Origin of the sequence: Halalkalicoccus sp. CGA53 (assembly GCF_036429475.1) — an archaeon.
In the GTDB taxonomy this organism is placed as follows: Archaea; Halobacteriota; Halobacteria; order Halobacteriales; family Halalkalicoccaceae; genus Natronorarus; species Natronorarus salvus.
In genome coordinates, this window is record NZ_CP144125.1 from 1,488,904 (window position 1) to 1,507,033 (window position 18,130).

Sequence of the window (18,130 nt, forward strand, 5' to 3'; positions counted from 1 at the left end):
ACCCCTCCGTCCGGGAGCGATCTGACGTGGTCGAGTCGGTCGTCGTCCACACGCTCAACGGGATCTACTACGGGTTCGTCCTGTTCATGATCGCCTCGGGGCTGACGATCATCTTCGGCGTGCTCGGGATCCTCAACCTCGCACACGGCGAGCTCTACGCGCTGGGGGCGTTCCTCGTCTTCAGCGTCGTCGGCTTCCTCGCCGGCCTGATCGCCGCGCCGACGGACACGGTGACGGCGGTGATCTTCGGGGTCGTCGTGCTCGCGGGCGCGCTCGCGGCCGCCGCCGTCCTCCTCCCGGTCGGCGCGGCGCTCGAGGCGACGTTCGTCAGGCCGATCTACGAACGCGAGGAGGTCTACCAGCTGTTGCTGACCTACGCGCTGTTGCTGATTCTCATCGACGTGATGAAGTTCGGCTGGGGCACCTCGCCGGTCAGTACGGGCACGTACAGCGGGCTCAACCGGATCCCGACGACCGAGGTCCTCGGCTTCTCCTATCCCTCGTACAACGTGATCGTCATCCTCGTGGGGATCGCGGTGTTCGCCTGGCTCGTCTGGTTCTTCGACCGGACGAAGACGGGCCGGATCGTCCGGGCAACGGCGATCAACCGCGAGATGGCGACGGCGATCGGCGTCAGCACCGACCGGACGTTCACGCTCGTCTTCGCGATGGGCGCCTTTTTCGCCGGCTTCGGCGGCGCGATGGTCAGCATCGGCCCGAGCGACGCCTTCCTCGAGATGGGCCTCGACCCGCTGGTGCTCTCGTTCGTCGTGATCGTCATCGGCGGTCTGGGGAGCCTGAAGGGCGCGCTCGTCGGCGCGCTGCTCGTCGGCGTCATCAGCCGGTGGACCGTCGGCGTCTTCGGGCTGCCACAGCTCGAGCTCGCCGCGCCGTTCCTGCTGATGGCGATCATCCTCCTCGCCAAACCCGAGGGGCTCTACGGTACCTGGGGTGAGATCGAATGAGCCGGTTCACCGTCGACCGCGACGGCGAGACGTACGTCAGGCCGATCGAGGGGCTCGAACTCACCAGGAGGCAGGCGGCGCTCGGCCTCGTCGGCCTCGTTCTCCTGTTGGCCGTCCCGGACATCACCCGGGTGACGCCGCTGTCGTTCTCGATCATCCATCAGGGGATCCTCTTCGGCCTCGCCGCGGTCGGACTGAACCTGCTGTTGCGTCACACCGAACTCGTCTCGTTCGGTCACGCGGCGTTCTTCGGCGCCGGCGCGTACGGCGCCGCGGTGCTCGCCCACCACTACGCCGTCTCGAGCGGGCTGGTGTTGCTCGTCGGGGGCGTGCTCGTCGCGACCGTCGTCGCGCTCGTCGTCGGCTACCTCGTCGCCGGCTACCTCGACATCTACTTCGCGCTGCTGACGCTCGCGTTCAACCAGGTGCTGTTCGCGTTCGTCCTCCAGAGCCGGTACTTCAACTTCAACGACGGCCTCGCGGTCAGGCCGGAGGGCACACGGCCCCTGCTGCTCGGGCTCGAACTCTCGCCCGGCGCCTACAGCGTGATCCTCTACTACGTCACCGTCGCGTTCCTGCTCGTGATGCTGTTCGCGATGTGGAAGATCGTCAACTCGCCGTTCGGCCGTGCGCTCGACGCCATCGGCCAGGACCGGACCCGGGCACGGTTCATCGGCATCCCCGTCGAGCGCTACGTCTGGATCGCGTTCACCATCTCCGGGCTCTACGGCGGCGTCGCCGGCGGGCTGTTCGCGCTGCTCCAGCTCCACGTCCGCCCGGAGCCCGTCCTCTTCGTCTTCGTCTCCGGCGAGATCCTCTTCATGGCGATCCTCGGCGGCGTCGGGACGCTCGTTGGGCCCGTCGTGGGCGGGGTGGTCCTCATCTACCTGCTCCGGTTGGCGCGCTTTTACGTCGAGTACTACCACGCGCTGACCGGGATCGTCCTGCTCGTCGTCGTCTTTCTCCTGCCGAAGGGGGTGCTCGGCTCGTTGCCGGAGATCGGCGACGGGCTCGCGCGTAGACGCCGCGAGCCGGGGCTGTTGCGGGAGGACGCCGGGTCGGTCGCGGAGTCGATCAGGGATGGGGCGGGCCGCGCGGTCTCGACGGTTCGGATCGTCGTATTCGGGGTGAAATAGATGCTCGAAGCACGCAACCTACGCAAGGAGTTCGGGGAACTGCGCGCGACCGACGACGTCTCGCTGGCCTTCGGCGAGACCGAGGGCGAGATGGTGTTCATCGTCGGCCCGAACGGGGCCGGGAAGACGACGCTCGTGAACCTCCTCACGGGGCTTCTCGATCCCGACCGCGGATCGGTCGTGATCCACGAACCGGGCGAGAACGGGAGCGAGGAACGCGACATCACGGAGATGGCGCCCGAGGAACGGGTGAAGGCGGGGCTCGTGCGGAGCTTCCAGATCGTCCACGTCTTCGAGGAGATGACGGTGCGGGAGAACGTCCGCGTCGCCGTGCTCACGCGCGAGGGGAAGACGCTGAGCATGCAGAGTCGGGACGACTCCCACGAGGCGGTCGAGTCGGCGGTTTCCGACCTCCTCGCGCGGTTCCGTCTGGAGGAGATCGCCGACGAGGTCGCCGAGACGCTGCCCCACGGCGACCGGAAACTCCTCGACGTGGCGATGTCGTTCGCGCTCGATCCGACGTACCTGCTGCTCGACGAGCCGACCTCGGGGGTCGCCACCCGCGAGAAGGAGTACGTCATCGAGACGATCGTCGAAGCGAGCGAGGAGGAGGGCGTCACGACCGTGACGATCGAACACGACATGGACCTCGTGCGGGCGTACGCCGACCGGCTCGTGGTACTCCACCAGGGGAGCGTCTTCCGCGAGGGGAGTCCCGACCTGCTCGAGACCGACACGGAGCTCCGCCGGGTGCTCCTGGGGGTCGAGGAGTGAGCGATCCCTTACTGTCGGTCTCCGACCTCTCGGCGACGGTCGAGGGGTTCGAGGTGACCCACGGGATTGACCTTGACGTCGGCGAGGGCGAGGCGGTCGCGCTCGTCGGGCGCAACGGCGCCGGCAAGTCCTCGACGTTCCGCGCGATCATGGGGCTGACCCCGATCGCGAGCGGGTCGATCCGGTTCAAGGGCGAGGAGCTGACCGACCTCCGGCCAGAGCTCATCCCCCGCCGCGGCATCGGCTACCAGCCGGAGAACCGCGACCTCTTCACGGGAATGACCGTCGAGGAGAACTTCCGACTCCCGATCTGGACCTCGGGCGACGCCCGCGGAATCGAGGACGAGGACGGGGTCGTCGAGGACGTCTTCTCGCTGTTCGAGGAGCTGCGAGAGCGCCGGGACGCGGAGGTGCAGAACCTCTCGGGAGGACAGGGGAAGATGACCGCGATCGGCCGTGCGCTCGCGCTCAATCCCGATCTCCTCATCCTCGACGAGCCCCTCGAGGGGCTCGCGCCGGTCGTCGTCGAGAACCTCAAACGCTACATCCGCGAGATCATCGGCCGGGACATCTCGGTGCTGATCGCCGAGTCGAACGCGAGTCACGTCCCCGAGATCGTCGACCGGATGTACGTGATCGAACGCGGCGAGATCGTCGACAGCGGCGACCCCGCGGTGCTCGCGCGCGACCCGGAGATCCAGACGCTGATGCAGGGCGGCGGGGTCTAGTTCGGTCGCCTGCTGTCCGACATATCCTCGCCGACGACGGACGGAACCGATCGGACCCGATCAGGGGCCGTCGTCGCCGTCGAGGTCCTCGAGCGCCGTCATCGCCGCGCCGAGGATCTTGCGCTCGCCGCGTCTGAGCGTCATCGAGACGGCGGTCTTCGATATCTCGAAGTGGTCGGCGAGGTCGGCGAGCGTCGCCCCCCGCGGCGTCTCGTAGTAGCCGAAGCGCGAGGCGACCTCGAACGTCTCGCGCTCGGTCTCGGTGAGCGACCGACAGCCGTCGAGCAGCCGGAGCGCGCTGTCGGAGTTCTCGAGGAGGTCGAACAGCGTCGTCGCGCCGAACCGGTCGCGGTTCTCGACGTCGAACTCGTTGTGGCGTTCGAGCTCGGAGAGCGTCTCCGCCTCGGCCTCGTCGTCGTCGAAGCCGACGTGCCAGTGCTCGCGGCCGTCCTCGATGTGGAACGGACCGGTGATGTAGCCGCCGTTGCGCTGGATCGCGTGCATCGCGTTCGTCTGTTCGATCACCGTCCCGATCTGTGCCACGCCGTCCCGTTTCGAGAGCACGTAACAGTCGTTCATGTTCCGGTGCTCGCGGAGCCGGCGGAGGCCGGTTTCGAGCGCGCCCGTCGACCCCGCCTTCGCGATCAGTCGCGTCTCCAGCTCCTCGGCGTCGGTGTCGAGCTGCCACTGGACGGCCGAGAAGGCGATGTCGACGTCGTCGGTCGTGTCGATGAACGGACAGTCGTACTGCCGCATATCGATGTCGAGGTCGATCATCGACTACCCCCTCCGGGTGCGCCTGAGTTAACATTTATCATCAACGTTCGACGCCGCGTTCCACACCAGGTCGGCGTCGTTCGTCCGGCCGGATGCGATGGCGGTCCCGGCCGAACCGACCGGATCCCGTCAGCCTTACCTCGAAGGGCAGCAAAGCCCGGACGATGACCGCACAGGCCACCGAGAGCCGGGAACTCGCCGTCGTCATCGGGCTGGAAGTCCACGTCCAGCTGGAGACCGAGACGAAGATCTTCTGTGGCTGTTCGACTGCCGGTGGGGAGGAGCCGAACACGCGGGTCTGTCCCGTCTGCCTCGGGCTCCCCGGGGCCCTACCGGTGCTGAACGAGGGGGCCGTCGAGGCGGCGGTGAAACTCGGGAAGGCCCTCGGCTCCGAGATCCCCGAGGAGACGCGTTTTCACCGGAAGAACTACTACTACCCCGACCTGCCGAAGAACTTCCAGATCACCCAGTACGACGAGCCGATCTGTCGGGGCGGCTCGGTCGAGATCAGCGTCGAGGGCGAGCGTCGCGAGATCGGGATCACCCGCGCGCACCTGGAGGAGGATCCCGGAAGCCTCCAGCACGAGGGCGGCTCTATCGCCACCGCCGACTACACGCTCGTGAACTACAACCGGGCCGGGATCCCGCTCATGGAGATCGTCACCGAGCCCGACTTCCGCTCGCCGACGGAGGTCAGGGGTTTTCTCGCGAAACTGGAGGAGGTCATCGAGTACCTCGGGATCTTCGACAGCACGCGCGACGGCTCGCTCCGGATCGACGCGAACATCTCGATGATCCCCGAGAGCGAGGTCGCTGCGGACGGCTCGATCGGCGAGAGCGCGCTTGCGGCGGCCAACCGCACGGAGGTGAAGAACATCTCGAGTCACAAGGGAGCGGAGAAGGCACTCGCCTACGAGGTGACCCGCCAGCGCAACGCGATCCAGCGCGGACGAGCGATCGAACAGGAGACCCGTCACTGGGACGAGTCGCGGGGGATCACCGTCTCGATGCGCTCGAAGGAAGAGGAGAAGGACTACCGCTACTTCGAGGAGGCCGACCTCCCCGTTCTCAGGGTCGCCGACTGGAAAGAGCACATCGAGATCCCGGAACTCCCGGACGCGAGGCGCGAGCGCTTCCGCGAGGAGTACGGGCTGGGGAGAGAGGAGGCCTCGAAGCTCACCTCGACGAAGCAGGTCGCGGACTTCTACGAGTCGCTCGCGCGCGAGTTCGACCCCGACCTCGCGGCGACCTGGGTCGCCGACACGCTGCTCGGGGAACTCCACTACCGGGACCGAGAGATCACCGACGTTTCCCACAGACTCGAGGAGATCCGGCGGCTGGTCGAACTGGTATCGACGGGAGCGATCACCGCGAAGAACGCTCGAGAGGTAGTCCTCAGGGGGATGCTCGACGCGGGCGACGATCCCGATGCGATCGTCGAGCGCGAGGATCTCGGCCGGAGCGACGAGGACGAGGTACAGAGCGCGGTCACGGAGGCGATCGAGGAGAATCCCGAGGCGGTCGAGGACTACCACGCCGGCGAGGACGGTGCGATCAACTTCCTCGTCGGCCAGGTGATGGCGAAGACGGGCGGGAGCGCGGATCCCGGTACGGTAAACGGACTGCTGCGAACGGAGCTGGAGGGGTAAGCCCTCACTCCTTCGAGTCCGAACTGGCGAGGACGTACGGTCCGCTCGAAAGTGACGCCGAGGCTCCGAAACGGCTATTTATCGTCTACAACTCCAGGACCGCGAAGTCGAGTTCGATACCGTCGTCCTTCCGTGCGATCGAGAGCACCTCCCTCACGAAGGCGATCTTTCCCACGGAGTACGATTCCAGGTCGTCGTGCTCAGCCGCGAGGCCGCGCTTGAGTTCCGTATACTCGGAGCGCAGGCCCGGCGGTTGTTGAGGACCTCTCGCGTCGCGACACTCACTCTCCACCCCGGACCCGAGTGGGCGAAGACGTGGTCGTTGAACCGCTGGCCGTTCTCGCGCCGAAACACCGGGTGCCAGCCCTCCGTGTTCTCTACCCGGTACCGCCGAGGTCGGCTTCGATCGCCCGCGAGACCGCTCGCACCGCGTCGTCGGAGACGACGACGTCGAGATCCACGATGTTCCTCGCCGGAGGGTCGGGGACTGCGGTCGAGCCGACGTGTTCGATCCGGTCGAGACCGCCCGACGTCCCGCGCTCCTCGAAGACGATTCTGAGTCGGTCGCGCTCGCGGGCGTAGGCCTCCCGCCATCGGTCGTATCGGGAGGAGATGAGTACAATCGAGTCGTCGTGGGGATCGACCATCGTTTGACGGAGCGACCACGTCCGTATCACTCCACCGGCCCAGAGTGTCGACCCGGCAGTGTCCGGTGGCATCTATACCCGGCCCCGCTCCGATCTCCGCCCATGGCAGAAAGCACTGCCGAATCGATGGAGGTCTCGCGCGACGAGGCGGCCGACCTGCTCCAGGAGCTCGCCCGCGAGCTCCGTGGCCAGGGCGACGCCGACGTCGCGGTCGGGAACAAGACGGTGCGGCTCTCACCGCCGTCGGCGGTCACTTACGCGATCGAGACCGACGAGCGCTCGCCGATGCTCGGCGGGGATGAACAGTCCGTGACGGTCACGCTGGGATGGGAAACCGAGGACGAGTAGGCAGGCGCGTCGGTTCTCAGAGGTAACAGCGGTAGCCACAGCCGTCACACCGGATGAGGTCGTCGACGACCTCGACGACCCCTTCCTCGCAGTGTGCACACCGCGACTCCCCCCTGCTCGCCGATTCGAGCCGGCGTTCGAGTCGTTCGACGCGCCGTTCGAGCGCCTCGACCGAACCGGTCTCGCTCCCCGCTAGTACTGTCGACATCTCTACCTCGAACTACACGCTCCAGTGTCATATAGATTTTCACTACCGGATGAAAAAATCGAACGTCTGCCATGATGTGGACGTCGGCCAGTCTTCGCCAGGGTCGGCCCCTCTCGTAGTCGGTCGATCGACGGGGGGAGCCCACCCGACGAAAGGCTTACGCGAGCGGTCGGCCTACGCCCGCCCAGCAATGTCCGTGGAGTCGCTGGGGGTGTGCCGGTGGAGCTGATCATCACCGAGAAGGACAACGCCGCGAGACGGATCGCGGAGATCCTGAGCGGGGAGACCGCCGAGGCCGATCGCGAGGGCGGCGTGAACGTCTACCGCTGGGGCGGCACGCGGTGTATCGGGCTCTCGGGCCACGTCGTCTCCGTCGACTTCCCGCCGGAGTACAACGACTGGCGCGACGTCGAACCCGTCGAACTGATCGACGCCGGCGTCGAGAAGGTGCCGACGAGAGAGGAGATCGTCCGTGCGGTCCGTCTCCACGCCCGGCAGGCCGATCGCGTCACGATCGCGACCGACTACGACCGCGAGGGAGAGCTGATCGGGAAGGAGGCATACGAGATCGTTCGCGAGGTGAACGGCGAAGCGGAGGTCGACCGGGTTCGCTTCTCCTCGATCACCGAGAACGAGGTGAAACGCGCCTTCTCGGAGCCGGACGAGATCGACTTCGACCTCGCGGCGGCGGGCGAAGCACGTCAGATCATCGACCTCGTCTGGGGCGCGGCGCTCACGCGCTTTCTTTCCCTTTCCGCCCGACAGCTCGGCGACGACTTCATCTCCGTCGGGAGGGTCCAGTCCCCCACACTGAAACTGATCGTCGACCGCGAGCGCGAGATCGAGGCGTTCGATCCCGAGACGTACTGGGAGCTCTACGCCGACCTGCAGAAAGACGAGGAGGCGTTCGAGGCGCAGTACTTCTACCGGAACGAGGAGGGCAACGAGGCCGAACGGCTCTGGGACGACGAGTGCGCCGATGCGGTCTACGAGGTTCTCTCGCGCTCGGCATCGGTCACCGTCGACTCGGTGAACCGTCGGCGACGGACCGACGAGCCACCGGCTCCGTTCAACACGACGCAGTTCATCCGCGCGGCGAGTTCGCTCGGCTTCTCGGCCGGACGGGCGATGAGCATCGCGGAGGACCTCTACACCGCGGGCTACATCACCTATCCTCGGACGGACAACACCGTCTATCCCGACGACCTCGACCCCGAGGAACTCCTCTCGGCGTTCTCCGGCCACCGCACGTTCGGCGAGGACGCCGACTCGCTGCTCGAGGCGGGGGAGCTGACGCCGACCCGGGGCGACGAGGAGACGACCGACCACCCCCCGATCCACCCGACCGAGGAGCTGCCCTCCAGATCGGCGCTCTCGGACCGGGAGTGGAAGCTCTACGAACTCGTCGTGCGCCGATTCTTCGCGACCGTCGCGGAGCCGGCGGAGTGGGCGCACCTCAAGGTCGTCGCGGGGATCGACGCGGAGTCGGATCTGGGCGAACGGCTCACGCTCAAGGCCAACGGGAAACGGCTCGTGGAGCCGGGCTACCACGCGGTCTACCCGTACCACAACACCTCGGAGAACTACGTTCCAGCCGTCGAGGAGGGCGAGTCCCTCTCGGTCGTCGAGACCCGTTCGGAGGAGAAGGAGACCCAGCCCCCCCGCAGGTACGGCCAGTCGCGACTGATCGAGACGATGGAGTCGCTGGGGCTCGGGACGAAGGCGACCAGACACAACATCATCGAGAAGCTCTACGACCGGGGTTACGTTGAGGACGACCCGCCGCGGCCGACGCGGCTCGCGACGGCGGTCGTGGAGGCGGCCGAGGAGTACGCCGATCGCGTCGTGAGCGAGACGATGACCTCCCAGTTGGAGTCGGACATGGCGGCCATCGCGAGCGGCGAGAAGAGCCTCGACGAGGTGGCCGACGAGTCACGGGAGATGCTCGAAGCGGTGTTCTCGGACCTCGAACGCTCGCGCGATGAGATCGGCGAACACCTCCAGAAGTCGCTCAAGGCGGATAAGACGCTGGGGCCGTGTCCGGACTGCGGCGACGACCTGCTCGTGCGGCGCAGCCGACGGGGGTCGTACTTCGTCGGCTGTGACGGCTACCCCAACTGCGAGTACACGCTGCCGCTCCCGAACCAGGGCAAGCCGTTGATCCGCGAGGAGCGCTGTTCGGAGCACGGGCTGCGCGAGGTGAAGATCCTCGCCGGGCGGAGCACGTTCGTCCACGGCTGTCCGCAGTGCAAGGCCGACGAGGCCGACGAGGCCGAGGACGAGGTGATCGGGGCGTGTCCGGAGTGCGGAGAGGACACGGCGTCGGAGACGCCGCAAGGCGAAGACGGCGACGCCGTCGAAGCGGAGGGGGGCGAACTCGCCATCAAACAGCTCAGGAGCGGGTCGCGGCTCGTCGGCTGTACCCGCTACCCCGACTGCGACTACTCGCTTCCGTTGCCTCGCCGGGGCGAGATCGAGGTGACCGACGAGCGGTGTGCCGAGCACGACCTGCCCGAACTCGTCGTCCACAACGGCGACGAGCCGTGGGAGCTCGGCTGTCCGATCTGCAACTTCATCGAGTATCAGGCGAACCAGGCCGGCGACGACGACCTGGAGTCGCTGTCGGGTCTCGGCGCGAAGACCGCCGAGAAGCTCGCCGACGCGGGCATCGAGAGCGTGAGCGATTTGACGGGGGCCGAGGCGGAGACGGTCGCCGGGGCGGTCGACGGTGTGAGCGAGGACAGGGTACGAAAGTGGCAGACAGAGGCGGGGTAGGTCGGAGGAGGATGATTTCGTCCTCCGGTGGTGACGGGTCCGCATGAGCGGTCCCCAGACGTTCCGCGCCCTGACGTACAACGTCAGGTACGACACCGCCGTGGACGGCGAGCACGCCTGGACGAACCGGAGAGAACGGGTCGCGCGAACGATCCGGTTCCACGCGCCCGACCTCGTCGGGCTGCAGGAGCCGCTCACCCACCAGTTCGAGTCCCTCCGGGGACGGCTCCTGGAGTTCGCCTGGATCGGCCGCGGTCGGCTCTCGAGCGGCGAGGGCGAACACTGCCCGGTCGGGGTCCGTCGCTCGCGCTTCTCGGTGTAGGAGACCGGGACGATCTGGCTCTCGGAGTCGGGCGAGGCGGGAAGCGTGGGCTGGGACGCGAAGCTCCCCCGGATCCTGACCTGGGCGCACGTCCGGGACCGACGGACCGGATCGCCGCTCGCGTTCTGTAACGTCCACTTCGATCACGAGGGCGAGCGCGCGAAACGCGAGAGCGCCCGGCTGATCTCGGCTCGGCTCCCCGATATCGCCTCGGGGCGCCCGACGATCCTCGTCGGTGACCTCAACTGTACGGAACGGGACGAGCCGTACGCGATCCTGACGGACCCGGACGCCCCGGTCGAACTGTTCGACGCGCGGTACGCCTCCGAGACGGGCCACCACGGCCCGACGACGACCGTGACGACCTTCGAGGAACGGGTCCCGGAGTGGAAGATCGACCACGTGTTCGCGAGCGGAGCGCTCCCGGTCGGCCAGCACGGCGTCTGTGCGGATCGGCGCGACGAGGGCTACCCCTCGGATCACCTGCCGGTGCTGGCCGAGCTGTCTGTCGAGGAGTGACGACAGACACCATCAGAAGGGTTTTACGCGCCCTTCGGGATTGGGAGGCTAATGAGCGCGCCGTGGGACGACTGGGATCACATCGTGAAGGTCGATCCGGACAAGGAGCTGGCGCCAGAGGACTCCTTCGAGGACGTCTGTCGGACCGGCACCGACGCGATCGAGATCGGCGGCACGCTCGACGTGACCGCGGAGGCTACACGGCGGGTCATCGACGCCTGTCGCGAGTACGACGTGCCGCTCTACCAGGAGCCGTCGAATCCGGCCGTGGTCGTCGACGACGAAGCGCTCGACGGCTACCTCGTCCCGACGGTGTTCAACGCGGGCGACGTCTCGTGGGTCGTGGGTGCGCACAAGGAGTGGGTCCGCATCGACGACATCGACTGGGAGCGCACCTCCACGGAGGCGTACATCGTGCTCAACCCCGAGGCGAGCGTCGCACAGCTCACGCAGGCCGACTGCGACCAGACCCCCGAGGACGTCGCGGCGTACGCGGAGCTCGCCGAACACATGTTCGGTCAGCCGATCGTCTATATCGAGTACTCCGGAACGTTCGGCGACCCCGAGACCGTTGCAGCGGCCCGGGAGGCGCTCGACGAGTCCGTCCTGTTCTACGGCGGGGGGATCACCGACTACGACTCGGCGTACACGATGGCCGAACGTGCGGACGTGATCGTCGTCGGAAACCTGCTCCACGACCGGGGTGCCGACGTGGTCGCGGAGACCGTCGACGCCGCGAAAGAGGCGTAGATCAGCACGTCCGGATGTCGAGGCCCTCGACGCGTTCGAAGTGCCTGCCGTTACGCGTTACGACGGTTTCCTCGACGACGAGGGCGGTCGCGGCGACGATGCAGTCGTCCGCGGTGATCGAAGTCGCCGAGGCAGTCGAGTGCGCCTTCGTCACCGTCCCAGACGTCGACACCGAACGCCGTATCGAGGATCACTCGAACCGTTCGGCTACGTCCTCTCACTCGCCATCGCGACGGGTGCGTCGCTTCTCGACCGCTTCGCGAACGTCGTCGACCTCCCCTCCCAGATCCCTGCGACCTCGGTCAACGAGCGCTCTCCAGCGATCCGTTTCACGACGTCCGAGAAGCTTTCGCCCTCTCGTTTTCGGCTGGCGAGCTTCTCGTACGCCTCGTCGTCGAGTCGGATCGTCTTCGTCCCGGTGTGTACACGTCCGTATGCGGTGTAGTAAGTCGTTGTCCCTCCCGAGAGGAGCTCCTCACCCGATCGCTCGGAACCGGGAATGACAGCGTTTACGTGCGACTCGGCGAAACCGCATGTATGCAGAACCGAACCTACACGGCCGACGCCGATCCCGGTCGCTCGGTCACCGTCGCCGGCTGGGTCCACGAGGTGCGCGACCTCGGCGGGATCGCGTTCCTGATCATCCGGGACAAGAGCGGGAAGATCCAGGTCAAGTTCGAGAAAGAGGAGATGGACGACGAGCTCGTCGAGACCGGCCTCGGCGTCGCGAGGGAGAGCGTCATCTCGGTCACCGGGCTGGTCGAGGAGGAGCCGCGCGCGCCGACCGGGGTCGAGGTCACGCCCGAGACGGTCGAGGTGCTCGCCCCTGCGGAGCCGAACCTCCCGCTCGATCCCTCGGGGAAGGTCGACGCTGAACTCTCCACTCGACTCGACAACCGGACGCTCGACGTCCGCCGCGAGGAGACGAAGGCGGTCTTCGAGGTCCGAGGGGAGGTGCTCCGGGCGGTGCGAGAGTTCTTCCGCTCGGTCGGCTGTACGGAGATCAACACGCCGAAGATCGTCGCGACAGGTACGGAGGGTGGCACCGAACTGTTCCCGATCACCTACTTCGGTGAGGAGGCGTTCATGAACCAGTCTCCGCAGCTGTTCAAGCAGCTGATGGTCGGCAGCGGACTCGAACGGGTCTTCGAGATCGGGCCGATATTCAGGGCGGAAGAGCACAACACACCCCGGCACCTGAACGAGGCGACGATGATCGACTTCGAGTCGGCGTTCGTCGACCACCACGAGGCGATGGACGTGTGTGAGGGCACGCTGAAGGCGGCCTACCAGGGCGTCGCGGAGAACTGCGAGTCCCAGCTCGAGACGCTCGGGCTCGCCGAGGAGTTCTCGGTGCCGGACGAGGCACTCCCCCGGCTCACCTACGAAGAAGCGATCGAGCGGGTCAACGCCACGGGCGCGCTCGACGTCCAGCTGGTCTGGGGCGACGACCTCTCGACCGAGGCCGAGCGCGCCCTCGGCGAGGACGTCGGCGGGCACTACTTCGTCACCGACTGGCCGAGCGAGGTCAAGCCCTTCTACATTCAAGATTACGACGACGACCCGGACCTCTCGAAGGGCTTCGACCTGATGCACCCGCGGATGGAACTCCTCTCGGGCGGCCAGCGCGAACACCGGTACGAGGAACTCGTCGCCGGCTTCGAACAGCAGGGACTCGACCCCGGACAGTTCGACTACTACACCGAGATGTTCAGGTACGGGATGCCGCCGCACGCCGGCTGGGCGTACGGCGTCGAACGCCTCGTGATGACGATGCTCGGGCTGGAGAACATCCGCGAGGCCGTTCTGTTCCCGCGAGACAGACAGCGATTGAGCCCGTAGGCGAAATCGCTGTCATCGAGCGGGAGCAGGGAACGGAGCGAAGCGGACTGACCGTGTTCCCACGCGACCGTTACGGCTCTCGCCGTAACGGTCGCGTGGGTGTTCGCGGGGCCTCCGGTTTCCCGCTCGATAAAGTCGATCGTGATTTCGAGTACAGGTATCACGCTAATTCGGCATCATCAGCCGGACGTGACGTCGAGATTTCGAGACTGACCTCTATCGTGTCGTAGGGAACGAACGGACGCTTCGCCCGGCCGGCCTGCTCGAAATGCACGATATCGTACTCCGTGAGGACGTGGAAGTCGTCGTGGACCGTCTTGACGTCGCGTTCTATGCGCTCTGCCAACTGACGGATACTGTCCGGCCGCTCGGTCATGACGCTTCGGAGGAGTTCGACGCGACGATCGGTGAGGGGTGCTCGGAGGTCGCTCGGATTCTGGAAGTTGATGACGTGCGGGACCTCCTCGCCGGCTTCCTAGCGGTCGATCCGTTCGAGCGAGCCCCGGCGATGTGCTTCGTCGGACTCGGACGTGATCCGCAGTCTCGAGGGGTAGTCCTCGGGGTCGCGGTCCTCGAGGAAACCCGCATCGGCTTCGACGTCGTTCATCACGATCTCCTCCGTGGAGTCGGTGCTAGTGAGGTTCTCGGTGTTGTCGTGTGTGGTGTCGAGCTCGGCGGGCATAGTGGGTCACCTCTTGCGGCGGTCGTCCATCTCGTCGTAGAACGTTCCGACACATTATGCACCTAAATATGCTCGAAATGAGAGAAGAAGGCGGGGAACCATGAGAAGAGAGCCGAGTAGTACCCAACTGCTGATGAAAGACCCAGCAGTCTTCGGCTATGGCGAGAATAGATGAATGGGGATGAGTATCGATCGCTGGGCAACGAAGACGACGCGTCGGTTAACGAAGCTGAGCCTCGGGTATCGCATCGCAGTGTACATCGTCATCGTGGCCGTCATCGTGAGCGTCTATACGGCCTTGTACTGGTATGGTATGGCTGTATACGAGGACCGCAACCTCTCTCTCGCTGCCGCCCTCCAGACGGTCGTCCAGTCGTTGACGACCACGGGATACGGGCAAGACGCACCATGGGAAACGACGATCATGAACCTGTTCACGATTCTGATGCAGTTCACCGGCATCCTACTCCTCTTTCTCCTCCTGCCACTATTCGTCGTGCCCTGGTTTAGTCAATTCATCCAGCAACGACGGTTCGATACCGTCGAGCCACTCGAAAATCACGTCGTAATCTCCGGACACACGCCGCTCGTCCACACGTTCATCACCGAGATCGAGTCACACGCTCATCAACACCCCTACGTAATCATCGAAACAGACCAAGATCGCGCAGCAGAACTCCGCGACCTCGGACACACCGTGTTACACGGCGATCCGGAATCCGAATCTGATCTCCGGAAAGCCTCGGTCGAGAAGGCACAGGCCGCGGTCGTCGCTGGCGACGATCAGTTGACGCTGAACGCTGCGCTCGCTGTCCACGACGTGGCTCCGATGGTCCCGATAACCGCAACGCTCGAGGACGCGACACTCCGACAGTATCTGCACTCGGCTGGCGTCGAGTACGTCGTACAGCCACGACAGGTAATCGGACAAGCGCTCGCCACGCACTATGCGATGAGCGGGGGAATCCCGTCCGATCGAATCGTTATCCTCGGTCACGGAACGGTTGGCAGTACCGTTCGGTCGGCGTTGGAAACCTGGGGTGCGAATCCGATCGTCGTAGACATCGACGAGGACGAACACGTGGACGTCGTCGGCGACGCAACCACTACGAAGACGCTTCAAGAGGCGGGCGTAGAAAACGCAGACGCGGTCATCATTTCGCTTCCGAAAGACCGACAGGCACTGTACGCAACACTGCTCGTCCGTGAGCTGAATTCTACGGTCGATATCTTTGCGCGAGTGACGGAGAGCGAAGCAGTTGGACGAGTCAAACGAGCAGGCGCTGACTACGTACTCGAGTTATCGGATATCTCCGGACAGATGGTCGCTGCTGCCGTCCTCGACGAACCCGTTAGCGGTACTGACGGTGATCTCCTGTTCACTCGTCTGAGCGACCCGGACGTAGAACTCTCAGCGCTCGACATCGACCGCATCATCGGTGTCACTCGAAACGAGGAGTTGCACCTCGCACCCGACCACGATTTCGAACTCCAACAAAACGATCTCCTCATCTACGTACGAGAGTGATTCACCCAGCCCCTATCGATTCCGCCAGATTGACAAAAGGTCCGTCATTTCGCGTGGAATTCGACTCTTGTCGGTTTGTGACACGACGACAACTCCGAAAACGATCGGAGAGAGGATAGGTGAAGCGGTAGTATGACGTTTTGATCGGTGGTGGGTTCCTCGTGACACTATTTCAACCCCTTCCTATCGAAGATCCGGTGACGATCTTCGCGTTGGCGATGGTTATCTTTCTCGTCGCACCACTCCTCTTGGAACGCCATCGATTACCCGGAATTATCGGAATCATCCTCGTTGGGGCCGCGATCGGTCCGAATGCCGCTGGTATCCTCGAGCGAGGGGATGCGATCGTTCTCCTCGGGGAGGTCGGACTGATCTATCTGATGTTCCTCGCCGGTGTCGAGATCGATCTCAACAGGTTTTTTGACAACATCGACCAGAGCATCATCTTCGGTGTTCTCGCTTTCCTCATTCCTCAGGGAGTCGGTACCGTTTTCGGGATGTGGGTGTTCGGATTTTCGTTGCCGACGGCGTTATTGTTCGCAGCTATCTTCGCCTCGCATACGCTGCTCGCATATCCTGTTGCCCGTCAATTAGGGATCGTCGGCAATGACGCCGTCACGGCAACCATCGGCGGTACCGTTCTCACGAACGTACTCGCACTGCTCGTTCTCGTCATCGTCGCGAGGGGAGCTTCAGCGGAAGCTCCCCTCGATTGGTTGTTTTGGGTGGAACTCGGGCTTGGTATCACGCTGCTCTTCACCGGGATCTGGTATATCGTTCCGTGGCTCGGTCGCCGGTTCTTTCGGAGCCTCGCCGAAGAGAGTTATTTCGAGTTCCTGTTCGTCATGGCTGCCCTCTTCGGTTCAGCGGTGTTCGCGGAAGTAGTCGGAGCCGAACCCATTATCGGAGCGCTCGTGGCAGGGCTGGCGCTTAACCGGCTCATCCCCGATCGAGGGCCGTTGATGAATCGCGTCCAGTTCGTTGGCAACGCACTGTTCATCCCGTTCTTTCTTCTCTCGATAGGGTTGCTCGTCGATGTGACCTTGATTGTTGGGGGCCGCGAGTCGCTGCTGCTCGCTGGGGCACTGATCGGACTCACACTCGTCACGAAGTTCGTCGCGTCCTGGCTGACCGGCCTGCTGTACGCGTACGATCACGACCAGATCGGAAGCATGTTCGGGCTCTCGGTCGGACAGGCCGAAGCGTTGGCGATCGTGCTCATCGCGTTCGACGCCGGTATTTCAGGATTCGATACGGATATGATCAATGGCGCAGTGTTGATGATCCTCGTCGTGAGTCTGGTCAGTCCGATCGTCGTGGAGAAATACGGTCGAGCAGTCGTGACGAAAGAGCGGCGAGGGAAACGCAAGCCGACCGACGTTCGCCAACGGATCCTCCTTCCGTTTACCCCGGTCCCCGAGCACCACGAGAAGCTGATGAGGTATCACGAATCGCTGCTCGATCTAGCGTTATCTATCCGGGAGGAACGATCCACCGAACCGTTACACACGCTGGCGGTCGTCCACCCGGGACCGAAAACGGAGCGAAAGGTTGCGACCGCCAATGCAGCAATCGCACACACGGAAGAGTATGCTGCCGGCGCAGAGGTACCGGTAACGTTTCACACTCGTGTCGATCACAACATCGCCTCCGGGATCACACGCGCAGCCGTTGAAAACCGGATCACGACGATCCTTCTCGACTGGGACGGGATGCGGCTCTACAGGCAACCGCTCTTCAGTCAGACTACGCGGCAGGTTCTCGCGTGGACCGATCAACTCGTTCTCGTCTCCCGAATCAGGGAACCGCTCAATACCGTCTCCCGAATCGTCGTCGTGCTTCCACCGAGAGTGGGGTACGATCCAAACTTCTACGAGGTCGGACAGACGATCGAACGAATCGCAGCAGGTATTGGAGCGCCGATACGAGCACTCGTCGTCGAGGATTCTGGAGACCGTTACGGGCAACTGTTCGGAGAACTCGAATCAAGCACGCCAATTGAGAGAGACCACATCGATGACTGGGAACGGCTTTTTCAGGCTCTTACGGAAGACCTGACCGTGGGCGACCTCGTGGTGTGCGCGAGTGCTCGCCGAAACACCATCGGATGGCGGCCAGAACTCCAGGAACTGACCGAACGCATCTCGACGCTTACGCCGGGCGACTTCATCGTAATCTATCCGCCGGTCGGTAGGAGTACCAACGAGCAGCCGCAATTGTCGATGGAATAAAAACACTCGAATTCCCGAATTGGGGAGAGTGAGGTCACTCCAGAATGAGTTGTCATAGAACAATTCGCATGCGTTCCTTTCGTCCCATTTAGACTGAACTACCTGTTCACCATACGTGCATATTGATTATCGGTTGATCTGTCCGTAAGCAATGATTTCAGAGAGAGTAGTCTGAACCCGGAGCGCAAATTCGGCACACCCTCCACCTCTCATGAGGGTGTCCCGTTACTCACTACTGGTTGAACCACG

Annotated in this window: 18 protein-coding genes and 1 pseudogene; 13 read left to right on the plus strand and 6 right to left on the minus strand. The window is 64.4% G+C overall.

Annotated features, from left to right (window positions below; genetic code table 11):
- Positions 1 to 26 precede the first annotated feature (26 nt).
- Genes V2L32_RS09050 through V2L32_RS09065 form a run of 4 tightly spaced genes read left to right on the plus strand, consistent with a single transcriptional unit; the run spans position 27 to position 3,603 of the window.
- Positions 27 to 965: a branched-chain amino acid ABC transporter permease gene (locus V2L32_RS09050; protein WP_331236167.1), complete on the plus strand. Its 939-nt coding sequence runs from the start codon at positions 27 to 29 to the stop codon at positions 963 to 965.
- Positions 962 to 2,101 carry a branched-chain amino acid ABC transporter permease gene (locus V2L32_RS09055; RefSeq protein WP_331236168.1) on the plus strand — a complete coding sequence of 380 codons (1,140 nt, stop codon included), beginning with the start codon at positions 962 to 964 and terminating at the stop codon, positions 2,099 to 2,101. The genes V2L32_RS09050 and V2L32_RS09055 overlap by 4 nt, the downstream gene beginning before the upstream one ends.
- Complete coding sequence (locus V2L32_RS09060; RefSeq protein WP_331236169.1) at positions 2,102 to 2,875, plus strand: ABC transporter ATP-binding protein; 774 nt, start codon at positions 2,102 to 2,104, stop codon at positions 2,873 to 2,875. It begins immediately after the preceding gene.
- Positions 2,872 to 3,603, plus strand: a complete 732-nt coding sequence (locus V2L32_RS09065) for an ABC transporter ATP-binding protein (RefSeq protein ID WP_331236170.1) — start codon at positions 2,872 to 2,874, stop codon at positions 3,601 to 3,603. The genes V2L32_RS09060 and V2L32_RS09065 overlap by 4 nt, the downstream gene beginning before the upstream one ends.
- Before the next feature lie 60 nt (positions 3,604 to 3,663).
- On the opposite strand, the gene V2L32_RS09070 is transcribed toward V2L32_RS09065, so the two are convergent.
- Entirely contained in the window at positions 3,664 to 4,380 is a 717-nt protein-coding gene (locus V2L32_RS09070; protein ID WP_331236171.1) for a helix-turn-helix domain-containing protein, read from the minus strand.
- A 164-nt stretch (positions 4,381 to 4,544) separates the two neighbouring features.
- Between V2L32_RS09070 and gatB the strand changes: the two genes are divergently transcribed.
- Entirely contained in the window at positions 4,545 to 6,029 is a 1,485-nt protein-coding gene (gene gatB / locus V2L32_RS09075; RefSeq protein ID WP_331236172.1) for an Asp-tRNA(Asn)/Glu-tRNA(Gln) amidotransferase subunit GatB, read from the plus strand.
- A 377-nt stretch (positions 6,030 to 6,406) separates the two neighbouring features.
- Here gatB and V2L32_RS09080 read toward each other — a convergent pair whose 3' ends face one another.
- Positions 6,407 to 6,676: a GrpB family protein gene (locus V2L32_RS09080; protein ID WP_331236173.1), complete on the minus strand. Its 270-nt coding sequence runs from the start codon at positions 6,674 to 6,676 to the stop codon at positions 6,407 to 6,409.
- Between the two features lie 102 nt (positions 6,677 to 6,778).
- Between V2L32_RS09080 and V2L32_RS09085 the strand changes: the two genes are divergently transcribed.
- Complete coding sequence (locus V2L32_RS09085) at positions 6,779 to 7,024, plus strand: amphi-Trp domain-containing protein (protein ID WP_331236174.1); 246 nt, start codon at positions 6,779 to 6,781, stop codon at positions 7,022 to 7,024.
- Positions 7,025 to 7,040: 16 nt separating this feature from the next.
- On the opposite strand, the gene V2L32_RS09090 is transcribed toward V2L32_RS09085, so the two are convergent.
- Positions 7,041 to 7,232 carry a hypothetical protein gene (locus V2L32_RS09090; protein ID WP_331236175.1) on the minus strand — a complete coding sequence of 64 codons (192 nt, stop codon included), beginning with the start codon at positions 7,230 to 7,232 and terminating at the stop codon, positions 7,041 to 7,043.
- A 219-nt stretch (positions 7,233 to 7,451) separates the two neighbouring features.
- Between V2L32_RS09090 and V2L32_RS09095 the strand changes: the two genes are divergently transcribed.
- From V2L32_RS09095 to V2L32_RS09110, 4 genes are read left to right on the plus strand one after another with little or no spacing between them, the layout of a single operon-like run.
- Positions 7,452 to 10,007, plus strand: coding sequence for a DNA topoisomerase I (locus V2L32_RS09095; RefSeq protein ID WP_331236176.1), 2,556 nt, complete (start codon positions 7,452 to 7,454; stop codon positions 10,005 to 10,007).
- A 43-nt stretch (positions 10,008 to 10,050) separates the two neighbouring features.
- Positions 10,051 to 10,329: an exonuclease/endonuclease/phosphatase family protein gene (locus V2L32_RS09100; RefSeq protein WP_331236177.1), complete on the plus strand. Its 279-nt coding sequence runs from the start codon at positions 10,051 to 10,053 to the stop codon at positions 10,327 to 10,329.
- 45 nt (positions 10,330 to 10,374) lie between these two features.
- Entirely contained in the window at positions 10,375 to 10,848 is a 474-nt protein-coding gene (locus V2L32_RS09105; protein ID WP_331236178.1) for an endonuclease/exonuclease/phosphatase family protein, read from the plus strand.
- A gap of 51 nt (positions 10,849 to 10,899) precedes the next feature.
- Positions 10,900 to 11,598 (plus strand): phosphoglycerol geranylgeranyltransferase, encoded by a 699-nt coding sequence (locus V2L32_RS09110; RefSeq protein WP_331236179.1) that lies wholly within the window; start codon positions 10,900 to 10,902, stop codon positions 11,596 to 11,598.
- 1 nt (position 11,599) lies between these two features.
- On the opposite strand, the gene V2L32_RS09115 is transcribed toward V2L32_RS09110, so the two are convergent.
- Both V2L32_RS09115 and V2L32_RS21125 read right to left on the minus strand, forming a co-directional pair.
- On the minus strand, positions 11,600 to 11,752 hold the full coding sequence (locus V2L32_RS09115) for a PIN domain-containing protein (RefSeq protein WP_331236180.1): 153 nt from the start codon (positions 11,750 to 11,752) through the stop codon (positions 11,600 to 11,602).
- A gap of 53 nt (positions 11,753 to 11,805) precedes the next feature.
- Positions 11,806 to 12,003: an antitoxin VapB family protein gene (locus V2L32_RS21125; RefSeq protein WP_409348433.1), complete on the minus strand. Its 198-nt coding sequence runs from the start codon at positions 12,001 to 12,003 to the stop codon at positions 11,806 to 11,808.
- 132 nt (positions 12,004 to 12,135) lie between these two features.
- On the opposite strand from V2L32_RS21125, the gene aspS reads away from it, so the two are divergent.
- Positions 12,136 to 13,440 carry an aspartate--tRNA(Asn) ligase gene (gene aspS, locus V2L32_RS09130; RefSeq protein ID WP_331236181.1) on the plus strand — a complete coding sequence of 435 codons (1,305 nt, stop codon included), beginning with the start codon at positions 12,136 to 12,138 and terminating at the stop codon, positions 13,438 to 13,440.
- Positions 13,441 to 13,600: 160 nt separating this feature from the next.
- Here the strand turns inward: aspS and V2L32_RS21130 are convergent.
- Positions 13,601 to 14,047: pseudogene (locus V2L32_RS21130) on the minus strand (HVO_A0114 family putative DNA-binding protein).
- Positions 14,048 to 14,297: 250 nt separating this feature from the next.
- On the opposite strand from V2L32_RS21130, the gene V2L32_RS09145 reads away from it, so the two are divergent.
- Positions 14,298 to 15,650: a potassium channel family protein gene (locus tag V2L32_RS09145; RefSeq protein WP_331236184.1), complete on the plus strand. Its 1,353-nt coding sequence runs from the start codon at positions 14,298 to 14,300 to the stop codon at positions 15,648 to 15,650.
- Positions 15,651 to 15,868: 218 nt separating this feature from the next.
- On the plus strand, positions 15,869 to 17,881 hold the full coding sequence (locus tag V2L32_RS09150; RefSeq protein WP_409348434.1) for a cation:proton antiporter: 2,013 nt from the start codon (positions 15,869 to 15,871) through the stop codon (positions 17,879 to 17,881).
- The last annotated feature ends 249 nt before the right edge of the window (positions 17,882 to 18,130 follow it).

Coding starts and splice junctions, on each gene's coding strand:
- V2L32_RS09150 (WP_409348434.1), top strand. CDS start 15,869: ATGGTTATCTTTCTCGTCGCACCACTCCTCTTGGAACGCCATCGATTA.
- V2L32_RS09145 (WP_331236184.1), top strand. CDS start 14,298: ATGGGGATGAGTATCGATCGCTGGGCAACGAAGACGACGCGTCGGTTA.
- V2L32_RS09070 (WP_331236171.1), bottom strand. CDS start 4,380: ATGATCGACCTCGACATCGATATGCGGCAGTACGACTGTCCGTTCATC.
- V2L32_RS09100 (WP_331236177.1), top strand. CDS start 10,051: ATGAGCGGTCCCCAGACGTTCCGCGCCCTGACGTACAACGTCAGGTAC.
- V2L32_RS09110 (WP_331236179.1), top strand. CDS start 10,900: ATGAGCGCGCCGTGGGACGACTGGGATCACATCGTGAAGGTCGATCCG.
- V2L32_RS09085 (WP_331236174.1), top strand. CDS start 6,779: ATGGCAGAAAGCACTGCCGAATCGATGGAGGTCTCGCGCGACGAGGCG.
- V2L32_RS09060 (WP_331236169.1), top strand. CDS start 2,102: ATGCTCGAAGCACGCAACCTACGCAAGGAGTTCGGGGAACTGCGCGCG.
- V2L32_RS09080 (WP_331236173.1), bottom strand. CDS start 6,676: ATGGTCGATCCCCACGACGACTCGATTGTACTCATCTCCTCCCGATAC.
- gatB (WP_331236172.1), top strand. CDS start 4,545: ATGACCGCACAGGCCACCGAGAGCCGGGAACTCGCCGTCGTCATCGGG.
- aspS (WP_331236181.1), top strand. CDS start 12,136: ATGCAGAACCGAACCTACACGGCCGACGCCGATCCCGGTCGCTCGGTC.
- V2L32_RS09090 (WP_331236175.1), bottom strand. CDS start 7,232: ATGTCGACAGTACTAGCGGGGAGCGAGACCGGTTCGGTCGAGGCGCTC.
- V2L32_RS09055 (WP_331236168.1), top strand. CDS start 962: ATGAGCCGGTTCACCGTCGACCGCGACGGCGAGACGTACGTCAGGCCG.